The 15191-nt window shown below is 44.2% G+C and carries 13 protein-coding genes and 1 rRNA gene; 13 read left to right on the plus strand and 1 reads right to left on the minus strand.

Annotated features, from left to right (window positions below; all coding sequences use genetic code 11):
- Window positions 1-177 precede the first annotated feature (177 nt).
- The 13 genes from rrf (at window position 178) to MM817_RS04745 (ending at window position 13861) form a co-directional block, all read left to right on the plus strand.
- Window positions 178-294, plus strand: a 5S ribosomal RNA gene (gene rrf / locus MM817_RS04685).
- 235 nt (window positions 295-529) lie between these two features.
- Window positions 530-1756: an acyl-CoA dehydrogenase family protein gene (locus tag MM817_RS04690; protein ID WP_241712292.1), complete on the plus strand. Its 1227-nt coding sequence runs from the start codon at window positions 530-532 to the stop codon at window positions 1754-1756.
- 38 nt (window positions 1757-1794) lie between these two features.
- Entirely contained in the window at window positions 1795-2571 is a 777-nt protein-coding gene (locus MM817_RS04695) for an SDR family oxidoreductase (protein ID WP_241712293.1), read from the plus strand.
- A 77-nt stretch (window positions 2572-2648) separates the two neighbouring features.
- Entirely contained in the window at window positions 2649-4259 is a 1611-nt protein-coding gene (locus MM817_RS04700; RefSeq protein ID WP_241712294.1) for a long-chain-fatty-acid--CoA ligase, read from the plus strand.
- Window positions 4260-4319: 60 nt separating this feature from the next.
- The gene (locus MM817_RS04705; RefSeq protein WP_241712295.1) at window positions 4320-4883 is read left to right on the plus strand and encodes a TetR/AcrR family transcriptional regulator; all 564 of its coding nucleotides are present in this window, start codon (window positions 4320-4322) and stop codon (window positions 4881-4883) included.
- 15 nt (window positions 4884-4898) lie between these two features.
- Window positions 4899-5969: a phosphotransferase family protein gene (locus MM817_RS04710; RefSeq protein WP_241712296.1), complete on the plus strand. Its 1071-nt coding sequence runs from the start codon at window positions 4899-4901 to the stop codon at window positions 5967-5969.
- Between the two features lies 1 nt (window position 5970).
- Complete coding sequence (locus MM817_RS04715) at window positions 5971-6750, plus strand: enoyl-CoA hydratase/isomerase family protein (protein ID WP_241712297.1); 780 nt, start codon at window positions 5971-5973, stop codon at window positions 6748-6750.
- Window positions 6751-6803: 53 nt separating this feature from the next.
- Window positions 6804-7973 (plus strand): acyl-CoA dehydrogenase family protein, encoded by a 1170-nt coding sequence (locus MM817_RS04720; RefSeq protein WP_241712298.1) that lies wholly within the window; start codon window positions 6804-6806, stop codon window positions 7971-7973.
- 109 nt (window positions 7974-8082) lie between these two features.
- On the plus strand, window positions 8083-9762 hold the full coding sequence (locus MM817_RS04725) for an AMP-binding protein (RefSeq protein WP_241712299.1): 1680 nt from the start codon (window positions 8083-8085) through the stop codon (window positions 9760-9762).
- 73 nt (window positions 9763-9835) lie between these two features.
- Complete coding sequence (locus MM817_RS04730; protein ID WP_241712300.1) at window positions 9836-11350, plus strand: acyl-CoA carboxylase subunit beta; 1515 nt, start codon at window positions 9836-9838, stop codon at window positions 11348-11350.
- 121 nt (window positions 11351-11471) lie between these two features.
- On the plus strand, window positions 11472-12446 hold the full coding sequence (gene ilvA, locus MM817_RS04735; protein WP_241712301.1) for a threonine ammonia-lyase: 975 nt from the start codon (window positions 11472-11474) through the stop codon (window positions 12444-12446).
- Window positions 12447-12558: 112 nt separating this feature from the next.
- On the plus strand, window positions 12559-13017 hold the full coding sequence (locus MM817_RS04740; RefSeq protein ID WP_241712302.1) for a YbjQ family protein: 459 nt from the start codon (window positions 12559-12561) through the stop codon (window positions 13015-13017).
- Between the two features lie 115 nt (window positions 13018-13132).
- Entirely contained in the window at window positions 13133-13861 is a 729-nt protein-coding gene (locus MM817_RS04745) for a class I SAM-dependent methyltransferase (RefSeq protein ID WP_241712303.1), read from the plus strand.
- Between the two features lie 98 nt (window positions 13862-13959).
- On the opposite strand, the gene MM817_RS04750 is transcribed toward MM817_RS04745, so the two are convergent.
- Window positions 13960-15141, minus strand: coding sequence for a MalY/PatB family protein (locus MM817_RS04750; RefSeq protein ID WP_241712304.1), 1182 nt, complete (start codon window positions 15139-15141; stop codon window positions 13960-13962).
- Window positions 15142-15191 lie beyond the last annotated feature (50 nt).

The raw sequence follows: 15191 nt of genomic DNA on the forward strand, positions 1-15191 counted from the left end.
TCCGGTGTGGAAGCATGGCGACATGTGGAGCAGACGGATACGAATCGGTCGAGGGCTTATCCTCAACAAGAGAACGACACGTAGTTCACCTCTAGTTGTGAAGGAACCCGCAAGGGAAGCTTCAGCGCATGACGAACAGAGAAGCAGCGAGTAGGCTTCTGTGGGGAGCATGCAGCGTCTGGTGATGATGGCGGAGGGGACACACCCGTACCCATCCCGAACACGAAGGTTAAGCCCTCCAGCGCCGATGGTACTTGGACCGCAGGGTCCTGGGAGAGTAGGTCGTTGCCAGGCAAGTGCACGATACGAGAACGAGAGAGTCTAAGGTTATGAAGCCCTAGACTCTCTCGTTCTTTTTTTGTATATAGCAAATGGTTTTGTTGGCAATCTTTTTACAAACAGAGAAAATATCATCAACTTCGTGCTTGCAGCGTTTGGAGCGAAGGGTTTACTGATCGAGATAAGAGCAGTATACTAGCTCTATTAAATACTAACCGGTTGGTATGTTGCAAAGAGGAGTGTGAAAGTTTTGGATTTTTCTTATTCCGATAAAGTAAAACGCTTACAGGAAAAGCTGAATGAATTTATGAATGATTACGTATATCCAAATGAGCAGGTGTACGATGAGCAGGTGAATGCTCATACCAATCGATTTGAAGCTGTGCCACCCATTATGGAGGAATTAAAAGCTAAAGCTAAAGCATCGGGATTATGGAATTTATTTTTACCGGATAGTGAATATGGGGCAGGGTTAACGAATGTGGAATATGCTCCACTTTGCGAGATAATGGGTAGATCGTTAATCGCTCCTGAAGTATTCAATTGCAATGCACCTGATACTGGTAACATGGAGGTTCTCGAACGATATGGCTCACCTATGCAAAAAGAAAAGTGGCTTATGCCTTTACTAGCAGGTGAGATCCGTTCTTGTTTTTCGATGACTGAGCCGGATGTAGCATCAGCAGACGCAACCAATATGGAGGCTACGGTTACTCGAGATGGAGACGACTATATCGTTAATGGACGGAAATGGTGGTCTTCAGGAGCGGGAGATCCACGCTGTAAAGTTTCTATTTTCATGGGTAAAAGTGCGATGGATGGGCCCAAACACTTACAACATTCAATGATTTTAGTTCCGCTTGATTCAAGCGGAGTGACTATTGAACGTATGTTACCTGTGTTTGGATATGATCATGCGCCACATGGACACGGGCAAATTTATTTTGATCATGTCCGCGTACCTGCTACACATATGATTTGGGGCGAAGGTAAAGGCTTTGCCATCGCACAGGGGCGCCTTGGACCCGGTCGTATTCATCACTGTATGCGCTTGATTGGTGCTGCTGAGAGAGGGTTGGAACTACTTTGTGCACGGGTACAAGAGCGCACTGCTTTTGGTAAAAAGTTATCTGAACAAGGTGTGATTAGGGATTGGATTGCTGAGTCTCGAATGGATATTGAGCAGGCGAGATTATTGACACTGAAGGCAGCATACATGATGGACACGATAGGCAATAAAGAGGCGAAAGCGGAGATTGCGATGATTAAGGCAGTTGCGCCTCGAGTTGCGCTCGCAGTCTTGGATCGGGCAATACAAGCTTTTGGCGGAGCTGGCGTCAGTGATGGGGTTCCATTGGCTGCGCAGTGGGCAAATGCACGTACATTGCGTTTTGCGGATGGTCCTGATGAGGTTCATAAAGAACAAGTAGCACGTTTGGAATTGCGTAAACAAGCAGGACTAGGTGGCATGTATTAGAAGTGCAAGAATGATTGTATATGAGAGAGGGTTTGAAAATGCACGTTCACGAATTATTTGATTTGACGGGGAAAACTGCGATTGTTACGGGCGGTGGTCGTGGGCTTGGAGAACAAATCGCCATTGGATTTGCGGAGGCTGGTGCGAACGTGGTTTTGTGTTCGCGAAAAGTGGAAGCTTGTCAACAGGTTGCGACGCATTTACAAGAGTATGGCGTGCAAACACTTGCGCTTTCTTGTGATATTGCCAATCCAGATGATGTGCAACATGTTGTTACTGAGACAGTGGCCCATTTTGGAACAATTGATATCCTTGTCAACAATAGTGGTGCGACTTGGGGTGCACCCGTAACAGATATGCCGCTTGACGCATGGAAAAAAGTAATGGATACCAATGTGACAGGTACTTTTTTAATGAGTCAGGCTGTAGGGCGTGTCATGATCGAAAGGAAATCTGGTGGAAAGATCATTAATATTGCTTCTGTCGCTGGGTTAGGCGGCGTTGATCCGCGTGCGATGGATGCCATCGGGTACAACACAAGTAAGGGAGCTGTCATTACTTTCACAAAAGATTTAGCTGTGAAATGGGGGCCGCATCATATCAATGTTAACGCGATCGCTCCAGGTTTTTTCCCAACGAAGATGTCGAAAGCCTTGATTGAGCGTGGAGGAGATCTATTACTTGCAGGGACTCCATTGCGTCGCTTCGGATCTGATGACGATTTAAAGGGAGCAGCTGTTTTCCTCGCCTCACGTGCTTCAGATTATGTGACGGGAGATGTATTGATCGTTGATGGAGGACAGTCCGCACAGTAACTTCGTTGTGACTGGATGAGAGATGGGTGTGATTGTATACACCGTTTTAGTCTGATAAGAAGGTTGGAGGCGTGATGATGGTACAGCAAACATATGGTTTTGCAGTTTATCCAGAATCTATTGCAACTGAAGTGGATATACCGAACTGGTCGTTACCTCAGATGTTAGAAGAAGTAACGAAAGAATATCCCTTGCACGATGCACTCTCCTTTTATGGTCATACGCAGACATTCCAAGAGTTGTCACAGGCAGTACAGATGTTTGCAACTGCGTTACAACATGTAGGCATGAATAAAGGTGATCGTATTGCTATTATGTTGCCGAATTGTCCTCAATTTGTTGTCGCATACTACGGTATTCTCACGATTGGGGGGATTGTTACTCAACTCAATCCCATGTTAGTTGAGAGGGAACTATCTCATATTGTCGATGATGCAGGGATTCGCATGATCGTGACACTAGATGCGTTGTACCCTAGAGTAAAAGCTGTGCAAAAGACATCTGTATTTGAAAAGGTGATTGTCGTCTCATTACAAAAATCCGAGTCTTTAATCATGGATGAACTAGATGAGACATTTGATCAGTTTATTCAAAGTGGTGCAGACTGTTCAGTCATGCCAGCAAAAATTAATCCTGCAGAGGATGTAGCCATTCTTCAGTATACCGGCGGTACAACAGGGCGTTCTAAAGGGGCTATGCTTACCCATCGCAATCTCTTGGCAAATGTCATTCAATCTCAAGAATTTTTTAAACATGATACCGTACGTGGACAAGACCGTTGTCTAACGGTTATCCCATTATTTCATGTGTTTGGTATGACTTCTTGTATGAATTTGTCCATTTATACAGCTGCTAAAATGATTTTGTTGCCGCGATTTGATATTCAAGAAGTTCTACAGACCATCCAAACAGAAAAGCCGACGATATTTCCTGGTGTCCCAACTATGTATGTAGCTATTGTCAATTTTCCTGGTGTAGAAGCTTATGGAATAGATACCATTCGCATTTGCAATAGTGGAAGTGCACCTATGCCTGTTGAATTATTGCGCAGATTCGAGAAATTAACTGGTGCACAGATTCTGGAAGGATATGGCTTGTCTGAAGCGTCGCCGACAACGCACTGTAATCCCACGTTTGCAAAGCGTAAACCGGGTAGTGTGGGTGTTGGGATACCATCTACGTTATATAAAATTGTGGACATTGTTGCGCGAGATCAAGAAGTCCCAGTTGGAGAGATGGGTGAACTTGCTGTCAAAGGGCCACAAGTGATGAAAGGCTACTGGAATCTCCCTAAGGAGACGGAAGAGACACTTCGCGATGGTTGGTTGTTTACAGGAGATCTTGCTCGCATGGATGAAGATGGATACGTTTATATTGTGGATCGCAAGAAAGATTTGATTATTGCAAGTGGTTACAATGTATACCCACGTGAAGTAGAAGAGGTGCTGTATGAGCACCCAGCCATTAAGGAAGCGGTGGTGGTTGGTGCTACGGATCCCTATCGTGGGGAAACAGTGAAAGCAGTGATTGTACTAAAAGAAGAGGGAGCGGCGACCAAACAAGAGATAGAAACTTATTGCAAGGCCAATATGGCACCATATAAGGTACCAAAAATAATTGAATTCCGCACTGAACTACCAAAAAGTAGTGTGGGGAAAATCTTGCGTCGCGTCTTGCGCGATGAGTGAGTAAACGGATGATACTATCCTAATCATAGCAAATCATTGGAAGAGGTGCGTAGTAAACCGTTGAAAGAAAAAATGACTGAGGTTGGTATCCAATTATTTGAACGAAAAGGGTTTAGCGAAACTTCGATTCAAGATATTTGCGATGCTGTAGGCGTGACCAAGGGTGCATTCTATTACTATTTTACGAGTAAAGAAGAACTGCTTATGGACATCCATCTGAGCTATATCAACGATATGCTTATGCATCAGGATGTGATTTTAACGGATGTTTCAAAAGACAGTAAAGCAAAACTTTATGAAATGGTCTATATGCTTTTGCAAAGTATTGAACAAAACGGTGCCAGCGCCCGCGTGTTTTTTAGAGAGATGCGTCATTTGAGTGATGAACGATTGACAGAAATCATTCCAAAGCGCAACCAAGTTCGGCTCAATGTTGAACGTGTTCTTCGTGAAGGCATTGAAAAAGGGGAGTTTCAAACAACTTTGAACGTTACCATCGCGACGTTTGGCATCCTTGGTATTATCAATTGGAGTTATCAATGGTTTAATCCAACTGGAGAGGTGCCGGCGCGTGAAGTGGCAAAAGTTTTTGTCAATATGATTTTGCAAGGCATTGAGATCTAGGTGGTGGATAACGTCATGAAAGACACGATTCCCGTTCGTGGTGGGGAAGAATTGCATGAAGAGCGACTAAGGGATTATTTGCAACAGCATATTGCAACCATGCCGGCTGGTGATCTGCATATTGAACAGTTTCCAAATGGTAAATCTAATCTCACTTATTTCTTGCGAGTGGGTGAGTGGGAGGCGGTGTTGAGGCGCCCACCTTTTGGACCTGTTCCACCTAAAGCGCATGATATGCAACGAGAATTTACTATTTTGCAAACCATTCATCCGATTTTCCCGATTGCTCCTAAACCCTATCTTTTTTCATCTGATGAATCTCTTGTAGGGAGTCCATTTTTTGTGATGGAACGCAGGCGTGGAATTGTACTTGATACAGAATTTCCTGATGAAATGATTGTGACACCAACCCTTTGTCGGCAACTATCTGAGACGATGGTCGACGTTCTTGTACAACTGCATGGTCTTGATTATGGGCATACGAAGTTAGCGACTATGAGTAAGCCAGATGGCTTTATGGAGCGACAGGTGCACGGGTGGATCGGGCGTTATGAGCGAGCTAAGACTTCAGATGTGACTGGTACGGAGCGACTGTTTCAATGGATGATCAATCATGTCCCTGCGACGTCTGAGGCTACCATTATTCACTATGATTATAAATTAAATAACGCGATGTTTTCTCCTGATATGAAGCAAATGGTAGGTTTATTTGATTGGGAGATGACAACTGTAGGTGATCCATTGGCAGACCTAGGTGCAGCCATGGGATATTGGGTGCTTCGCGATGATCCGGAGTTACTAAAGTCAGGGCTAGGGAAGCCACCGGTTACTGTACACGAAGGATTTATGACCCGCCGTGAATTTATCGAGGCATATGCAGTACAAAGTGGCCGCGATGTAAAACACATGCAATTTTATATGACATTTGCTTATTTTAAGTTAGCTGTTATTGTGCAACAAATCTACTTTCGCTTTAAAAATGGCCAGACAGCAGACAATCGCTTTGCACATCTGGATCAAATGGTCATTAGCTTGATGCAATATGCATTGCAAATAACGGAAGATTCAACAGTTGGAGGGATATGACATGGTAAATGAAGATTTACTTGTACACAAAAATGGTGCCATTTTAGAGCTTACGCTCAATCGTCCAGATCGACTGAACGCCTTTAGTGAAGAGATGGTGGTGGGCCTTATGGAGGCATGTAAAGAAGCTCAGCGAGATGCGTCCATTCGGGTTGTCGTATTATCTGGTGCGGGCAGGTCTTTTAGTGCAGGTGGTGATGTCAAAACGATGGGGGAAGCATCGCCTGTCCAAGTGTATGAACATATCGGCAAACTAAATGAATGCATTGTGGCTATGCGCGAATTGGAGAAGCCGATTATTGCTGTTGTACACGGATTTGCGGCGGGGGCAGGGTTTAATTTAGCCCTTGCAAGTGATTTAATCGTTGCATCTACTGAGAGTCGTTTTGTGCTAAGTTTTGCTCAAGTTGGTCTAATTTCAGATGGTGGAGGATCTTATTTTTTACCGCGTTTGGTGGGGCCACACGTGGCAAAAGAACTATTTTTCTTGGCTGATCCACTCTCCGCACAACGAGCCTATGAGCTTGGGATTGTCAATCGGGTGGTGCCTCAGGAGCAACTGCGCGAGGAAGCCGCGAATCTTGCAGAGCGATTAGCCAATGGACCAGGGCGTGCTTATGGGATGATGAAGCGTTTAATTGATCGCTCGTTTCATTCGACACTTGATGGGATTTTGCAAGATGAACGGACAGTCCAAGGAGTCATGGTGACGACTCACGATCATCAAGAGGGTGTGGCAGCGTTTATTGAGAAACGAAAACCTCATTATACAGGGCAGTAGCATATGCTTTGCTTGATAATGGATTGCGGATATCGTGAACTGGGGGATATGATATGGATTTTCGTTTAGGGAAAGAAGAAAAAATGATTCAGCGAACGGTGCGCGAATTTGTAAAAAATGAGTTAATTCCACTTGAACAAGATGTGTTGCGCAACGAACGTCTTGGGTTGCCAGGATTATCACTGGAGCAAGAGAAGTCACTTGCACAAAAGGCCAAACGTTTAGGCTTCTGGGGAATCAATACACCAGAGGAGTATGGTGGTGCAGATCTCGGATCACTAGCTACAGCGATTACCATGATGGAGCTTGGACGGACATTTGTTCCTTTTTCATTTGGCGGATATGCCGATAATATTTTGTATTCATGCAATGAGGAGCAAAAAAAGCGCTATCTATTGCCGACGATTGAGGGAACTCGCCGATCTTGTTTTGCGCTTACAGAACCTGGTGCGGGCTCTGACGCAGGAAGTATTCGCGCGACTGCAAAACGCACTGGCGATGAATGGGTAATCAATGGGGAGAAGATTTTTATTACAAATGGCAATGAGGCAGATTTTGCAATGGTTTTTGCAGTGACAGATAAAGAAAAAGGGTCTCATGGTGGAATTACTTGTTTCCTAGTTGATCGCGAAATGGGATGGCGTTCAGAACGCGTTCATACGATGGGAGAGTGGGATCCTGCTGCCCTTGTCTTTGAAGATGTTCACGTACCACATGAAAATATCTTAGGAGAAGAAGGACGCGGCTTTGATTTGGCCATGCGTTGGATTGGGACGGCGCGTTGGGTCATTCCTGCACGGGCGATCGGCGCTGCAGAAAGGTTACTTGGCATGGGTATCGAATATGCCAATCAGCGAGTTACATTTGGTAAACCAATTGCAGAACGACAAGCGATTCAATGGATGATTGCAGATTCTGCTGTGGAAATTGACGCTACTAAGTGGATTACGTTAAAGGCGGCATGGATGGCTGATGAGGGACTAGACAATCGACATCAAGCTTCGCTATCTAAGCTGTATGGAGCAAACATGGCCAATCAGGTGGTTGATCGCGTTTTACAAATTCATGGTGGAATGGGTTATACGAAGGAATTGCCGATTGAGCGATGGTATCGGGAGATGCGGTTGTTTCGAATCTTTGATGGAACAGATGAGATTCAGCGCATGATTATTGCGCGCAATTTGTTAAAAGGTCATGTGAAAATCGACGAGTATTTAGAGTAGAAATGATATGCACAGCAATAGATCGGTTAAGTTTGGGGATGATGCTATAGGTTCATCCCTTTTTGTAGTCCTGTGTACTCGCGTGATGAATTCATAGGGAGGGATGATCGTGGCAAAAGGAGATATGGGTATTGATGACGAACGATCTTTAATGAGTGAATATCCTGATTTTTATTCACATGGCAAGAAACCAATCCATGAAGTATTGTCACAACATGCGCTTACTACGCCCCAGAAGGTTGCTTTAAATTTTTATGGTCGTGAAATGAATTATGGTGAGCTTGATCATTTGGTGAATCGTTTTGCTGTGTACTTACTCCAATTGGGTGTGAAAGAGGGAGATCGTATAGCCCTTTTTTTGCACAATTGTCCACAATATATGATTGCTCACTTTGCCGTACAAAAAATTGGAGCAATCGTAAGCCCTTGTAGTCCTTCCTTTAAAGCAATGGAACTCTCCTATCAAATATCAGATATGGTGGCGAAGATCGTGATCACTTCTGATACCTTATATCCCATCGTCACAGACATTCAAGAAGACAGTCCATTACAACACATAATTGTTACACATTATGGAGATCTGTTACCTGGTGATCCATCCTTTCATTGCCCAGATGAATTACTGCAAGAGAGGAGGGCGACACCGTTCGCGCACGATTTTTTTACGGCCATTGAACAAGTGACCGATGAGCAAGTTGAATATACTGTATTTCCTTCTGTTGCACTAGAAGATGTTTCGCTGCTTGTGTACACATCTGGTTCAACGGGTCGACCTAAAGGTGCCATGCTCAGTTATGGCAATGCGTTGTTTAAAACAGCAGCTTCTGCCATGGCCAATGAAGTGTTAGATGGAGATCGGATACTTGCAGTCATGCCACTTTGCCATATTGCAGGTATGTTGATGGGTATGACAATACCGATATACACAGGATGTAAGGTGGTGCTACTCTATCGCTTTGATCCAGTCGCAGTTGCGGAAGCAATTGCTGAGGAAAAATGTACATGGTGGTATAGTACAGCTCCGATGAATGTGGCAATTATGCAAGCGATACCATCGGGAAGGTATAACTGGTCATCGCTAACAACTAATGTCTGTACAAGTTTTGGAATTCAGTTGACGGAGGATATTGCGAACCGATGGCGCGCTTATACTTCGGGTACTCCTGTGTATGAAGCGGCCTATGGACTAAGTGAAACACATACTGCAGACACGTATATGCCACGTCATGCGATCAAGTGGGGAACGCAGGGAATCCCGATCTATGAGACGGAGATTCGCATTGTTGATCTGCAAACTGGTGAAAATTTGCCAGTATTACAAGATGGAGAAATTGTGGTGCGTAGTCCAGGCGTATTTAAGGGCTATTGGCGCAATATCGATGCGACAAAGAAAACTCTTCGCGATGGATGGGTATACACAGGTGACCTTGGTCGAATTGATTCTGATGGATATCTTACATTGATAGGACGAATCAAAGAAATGATGAAAGTTTCGGGATTTAGTGTGTTCCCAGAAGAGGTAGAGGCATTATTGATGCATCATCCAGCGATTGCTCAAGTTGCAGTTATTGGTATCCCGGATGAAAAACGGGGTGAAGTGGTCAAAGCATTTGTGGTTTGCAAATCGTCTAAAGAAGATCAAAAAGTAGTTGAAAGCGATATCATCGAATGGGCCAAAGAGAACATGGCTTCTTATAAAGTTCCGCGTTATGTGGAGTTTCGCGAACAATTGCCGATGTCTTCTGCAGGGAAGATACTGAGACGGCTACTGATCGATGGCGCATCATAAAGATGGTTATGTAAGTTATTCATAGCGATTCGTTGTGGCATATAGGCGATATTTGAATGAGGAAGTGCTTACCATGGAAGAGTTCATTGCAGATTTAGAACGAAGAAAGCAACAGGCGAAACAAGTGGATGCTAAGGGGTCTGTTCGTAAGGCTAGAGAGCGCATTGAATGGTTGGTTGATTCTGATTCCTTTGTTGAATTTGGTGCATTAAACTATTCAGATGTACCTGGTATGGAGGGGAAGACTCCTGCAGACGGTTTAGTGGCAGGAATTGCTAAAATAAACGGTAGACCTGTTGTGGTCATGGCGCCAGATAAGGCTGTGTTAGCGGGGACGGAAGGAACTGTGTACATTCGAAAGAGTGAATCGTTGCACCAATTTGCAGTTAAACGCGGATTGCCCATCTTTCATTTAGGCGAGGGTGGAGGTTTGCGTATGCCAGATGGTATGGGGTCAGATGGCATTAGTGAACGTATGATGCCACTTTCATTGCTTCGCCATGGCAGGCAAGTCCCGATGATTGCGAGTATCATGGGAGACAGCTATGGTGGCCCCACATGGTTTGCAATACAGTCAGATTTCGTGGTGCAAGTAGAGGGCAGTTGCATGGCAGTTGCCGGCCCAAGAATGCTTGAGATTGCTACTGGAGAGCACGTAACACCAGAAGAATTAGGTGGTGTACAAGTGCACGATAAGGTGACTGGTCAAGTGCACCGCGTCGCGCGTGATGAGCTAGATGCAATTGAATGTATGCGTACGCTATTTTCATATCTGCCATCACATGCAGATGAAACTCCACCGTTGATTGCAAACGATGATCCGGTTGATCGTAGTGTAGAAGAATTAAAGACGATTGTTCCTACGCGCAGAACACGCGCATATGATATGCGACGAGTTATTCATGGAATCGTTGATCAGGATAGCTTTTTTGAATTAAAAAAGAATTTTGGCGGTGCATTATTGACTGGATTGGCGAGAATGGGTGGACGAGTAGTTGGTATCATCGCGAGTCAACCTATGGTGCGTGCAGGTTCATATGGCCCGCAGGAATGTGATAAGGCGACAGAGTTTATCTGTTTTTGCGACTCCTATCATATACCGATCATCTTTTTGCACGATGTACCAGGATTTCGTGTTGGAAAGAGTGCCGAGGCTGAGAAAATGGCTACAAAAATCATGGTATGGAATCAAGCGTTAGCTTGGTCGAGTGTTCCTAAAATATCGGTCGTGATACGCAAAAGTATTGGAGCAGCTTATAGCAATATGGGAGGACCAAAGATGGGATCGGATGTCGTCGTCGCTTGGCCTACCGCTGAAATTTCATTTACTGGAGCAGAAGTAGGAGTCAACGTGGTGTATGGGCGTCAGTTGGCACAGGCAAAAGACCCGGTTGCACAGCGCGAAAGATTACTTGCACAGTGGGAGGTTGACAGTTCACCGTATCAAGCAGCTGCAAAACATCTTATTGATGATGTGATTGATCCAAGTGATACGCGCAAATTTCTTTGTCAAGCATTAGAATGGACTTGTCATAAGAATGGTGGAAAGAGTCAGCGGTTGCTCGCCAGTTGGCCGACTGGTTTTTAAAGGATGAACGCACAGGATCATTCGCTTGAATATTACGATCAATTTTGTTATGTTAATTTAGTAAATTCAAACGAAGTGTGTAATTCTTGAATGGGGTGGTTGACATGGGGATTATGGTGATTTGGAAAAGTTAGTTTTTGAGGCTAGAAGAACATTGTTTGGTGTAGTTCATGAGACTCCGTTGGTACATTCTCGAACGTTTAGCGAGATGATCGATTCTTCCGTTTTTTTAAAACTGGAAAACTTGCAACGGACAGGCGCATTTAAAATACGAGGTGCTTACAATAAAGTTGCCCATATGGTTACATGTGGTGATATTGATCAAGTTGTGACTGCGTCGGCTGGCAATCATGCACAAGGTGTCGCTGCAGCGGCAAGTGCATTTGGCATTTCTTCCACTGTATTTATGCCTGAACAGGCTCCTGATGCAAAAGTACAAGCAACATCAGGTTATGGTGCAAGAGTAGTGAAAACGGGCAAAAATTATGATGAAGCGTATGCAGCTGCAATCGCATATGCGAATGAACGTAAGGTGCCTTTTTTACACGCATTTGACGATGAACATGTGATTGCAGGACAAGGTACCATTGCATTAGAAATGCTTGATCAAAATCCGGATTTAGATACACTTGTTGTGCCAGTAGGTGGTGGCGGATTAATTAGCGGGATTGCGATTGCCGCAAAAAAGAAGAATCCAAAAATACACATTGTTGGTGTTCAACCGGAACAATCAAACTCTGGCTTTTTGTCATGGTCTTCTGGGGAAAAGCAGGTGATCCAGAATCCGAATTCTCGTGCGGATGGCTTAAATGTAAAGATGATGGGACAATTGCCTTTTGACATAGTTAGACATGTAGTGGATGCGTTTGTCACAGTTAGTGAAGAAGAGATTGAACGGACGATGTGTCTGATCTTGGAGCGCGCTAAAATGCTTGTCGAGGGGGCAGGAGCTACAGCTCTTGCTGCATTATTGTCAAAACGCATTCCGGTATTTGGTGGGAAAATCGGGGTTATTGTCAGTGGGGGTAATGTTGATTTATCGGTCATGTCACAAGTCTCTAGTTCTTTTGTTGGACAACCGCTGACAAGTCATTAGTGGAAGAGTAGTATTGGCACGTCACCAAACATGTATGTTGCGAATCACACGAAAGTATACTTGTACTGATGTATACTGAATAGGTGAGTAGAAACAACTTGGGGGTGGAAATGTGGCTTTTTCTAATAATGTAAGAATTACAGATATGAAAGACGTAGAACAGGAAATACAGAGTTTTGAGGGCCAAGGGCCATTTACATCCGACTTATCTGGGCAGGAATTTTGGCTTGTCGTTGATAAGGGGTATGTGCCGGTAGGATTAGTCCTTGGTAATAGTGTCTTTTCGATGGGGGTTACAGGTGGTCTTGCCACTGCATTTCGAGGATTAGTGAGAGGAGAACTTAAGGAGTATACACAATTAATGTATGATGCACGTGAACTCGCACTCACTCGTATGCGCAAAGAGGCGGCACGCATTGGAGCAGATGGAATTGTAGGGGTAAAGCTAGAAATTACGCACCATGGGGATATCATGGAAGTCACCGCCATTGGAACGGCTATTAAGAGAGAGGCAACTCCACCAGGTCATTCTCATGCGCAAGTTGTTATTAATGCAGGTTCCAATCGTTAAAAGACTGCATTTGATAAAATAAATTTATTATATTGTGAAACTTGACTCTATTCTATCATATATTTATGATAAAATAGAGTTTTGCTTTTGCATTTACTAAATGAGGAGGGCATACATGCCATTTCAGGACTGGAGTGACCCGCAGGAAGCTAAGCGGTGGGACGAGAAAGGGGATCGTACCAATCCTGCTCGTGCTTTTCAGTTAGAACTACTCTTGTGCGCACTTGCTACAGCAAAGATTGAGGCAAAACCTATTTTAGATCTTGGCTTTGGCTCTGGTCGTGTTGAAGAACTTATTTTTAATCATTTTTCACATGTTCAGATTGTTGGTATCGATCAATCGCAAGCGATGATGGACATTGCAAAAAAGCGCTTAGAACCATATGGGGAACAGTTTGTAGGAATGCAACACGATGTACGCGACTTACATACTCTGAACTTTCAAAACGATTCGTTTTCTTGTGTGATTGCAGTTCAGTCATTACATCATCTTGTCGCTGTGGAGCTGAAGAGAGCGTATTCATGGATTTACAAAGTATTGCAACCGGGTGGTGTATTCTTATTGCTCGATCGTATGCGAGTGGAGAATGAGCGAACATTTGATGTTCTGCAGTCGATCTGGCGCGATCAGGATACGAGAGAGCATTCTACAGTGCTTATCCATGAAGGGAACACCTTCATGGAACATCAGAACATCGTACAACAGCGGGGAGATTTTCCAGCTTTGCTTGATGAGCATATGGCATGGTTGCGTGAGACTTCATTTGATGTAGCTTGTTTGCATGCCTATGGCAATCGCGCATTGATCGCTGGTATAAAAGGAGGGACAAATGATCAAGCATAAATGGCCATACGGTAAACCATGTTGTAGTATAATGAACACAAAGGGGACTCACCTATGAATGAGTCCCCTTTGTGTTGAAAAATTTGCTCAGTGGAACTTTAGGATCGCGACGCATGTAGTTCTGTTACGGCATGTTCTAATTGATGAATCGCTTGCACTAAGGTGGTTCGGGGGCAGGCTACATTTACACGCATAAACCCTTCTCCGCCTAAGCCAAATGCTGCGCCATCATTTAAAGCGAGCTTTGCTTTTTCAATCATAAATTTTTTAAGTTCTTCTCCATCTAAACCTAGTTTCCGGCAATCGAGCCATGCAAGATAAGTTCCTTCCGGCATCTCCATGCTGATCTCTGGTATTCGTTTTTGCAGCTCTTCTTGTAAAAAGGTTAAATTTTCTTTTAGGTAAGGTAGTAATTCGTCTAACCATGGTTCACCGTGGCGATAGGCGGCGAGCATGGCAGTAGATGATAGGACATTTTGTGAACGCAGCGCAAGTCGGTCAAGTGCCTTACTAAATGTTTTGCGCAATGTTTCATTTGGGATCACCATATAGGATGCATGGAAACCGGCTATGTTAAACGTTTTGCTCGGTGCAGCACATGTCAGCGAAAATTGCATGAATCGCTCATCGACAGATGCAAAGGGAATATGCTTATGCGGAGTATAGACAAGATCGCCGTGAATCTCATCAGACACGACCAATGTTCCATAACGCTCACATAAATCTCCAAGACGCGTTAATTCAGAATGGTCAAATACGCGTCCCACTGGGTTGTGTGGATTGCATAAGATGAGCATCTTTGCTCCTTCTTGTAATCGCTGCTCCAAGTTTTCAAAATCAATCGTATAACGACCGTGCTCATGGTGTAGTGGATTATGTACAACTTGTCGATCATTTTCTTTCACTACTTTTGTAAAAGGAGGGTAAACAGGCGGTTGGATGATCACTTTATCTTGTGGGTCAGTCAATTCTTGTACGGCTAGGCTTAGCGAAGGAACGACACCAGGAGCATATACGATCCACTCTGGTTCAATGTGAAACTGATGCCGCTTTTGCCACCAATCAACGATCGCTTGGGTTTGATCTTCACGCGGAGATTGATAACCGAAAATGCCATGTTCAACGCGCTCGTGTAAAGCTGACAGCACTTCATTTGGAACGCGAAAGTCCATGTCTGCGACCCAAAGAGGCAATAAATCTTCAGCCCCATAAAGTTGCAAAAGAGCATCCCACTTTAGTGAAGCTGTGTGGCGTCGATCATACAATTGGTCAAAGTCCATCAACATATACCTCCCTAAACGATGCCATGATAACACTACTTTACTATAAA

Origin of the sequence: Sulfoacidibacillus ferrooxidans, assembly GCF_022606465.1 — a bacterium.
Lineage (GTDB): Bacteria > Bacillota > Bacilli > Alicyclobacillales > SLC66 > Sulfoacidibacillus > Sulfoacidibacillus ferrooxidans.

Excerpts from the sequence above, each read along its gene's own strand:
- MM817_RS04700 (WP_241712294.1), top strand. The coding sequence starts at position 2,649 with ATGGTACAGCAAACATATGGTTTTGCAGTTTATCCAGAATCTATTGCA.
- MM817_RS04715 (WP_241712297.1), top strand. The coding sequence starts at position 5,971 with ATGGTAAATGAAGATTTACTTGTACACAAAAATGGTGCCATTTTAGAG.
- MM817_RS04710 (WP_241712296.1), top strand. The coding sequence starts at position 4,899 with ATGAAAGACACGATTCCCGTTCGTGGTGGGGAAGAATTGCATGAAGAG.
- MM817_RS04720 (WP_241712298.1), top strand. The coding sequence starts at position 6,804 with ATGGATTTTCGTTTAGGGAAAGAAGAAAAAATGATTCAGCGAACGGTG.
- MM817_RS04745 (WP_241712303.1), top strand. The coding sequence starts at position 13,133 with ATGCCATTTCAGGACTGGAGTGACCCGCAGGAAGCTAAGCGGTGGGAC.
- MM817_RS04695 (WP_241712293.1), top strand. The coding sequence starts at position 1,795 with ATGCACGTTCACGAATTATTTGATTTGACGGGGAAAACTGCGATTGTT.
- MM817_RS04730 (WP_241712300.1), top strand. The coding sequence starts at position 9,836 with ATGGAAGAGTTCATTGCAGATTTAGAACGAAGAAAGCAACAGGCGAAA.
- MM817_RS04750 (WP_241712304.1), bottom strand. The coding sequence starts at position 15,141 with ATGGACTTTGACCAATTGTATGATCGACGCCACACAGCTTCACTAAAG.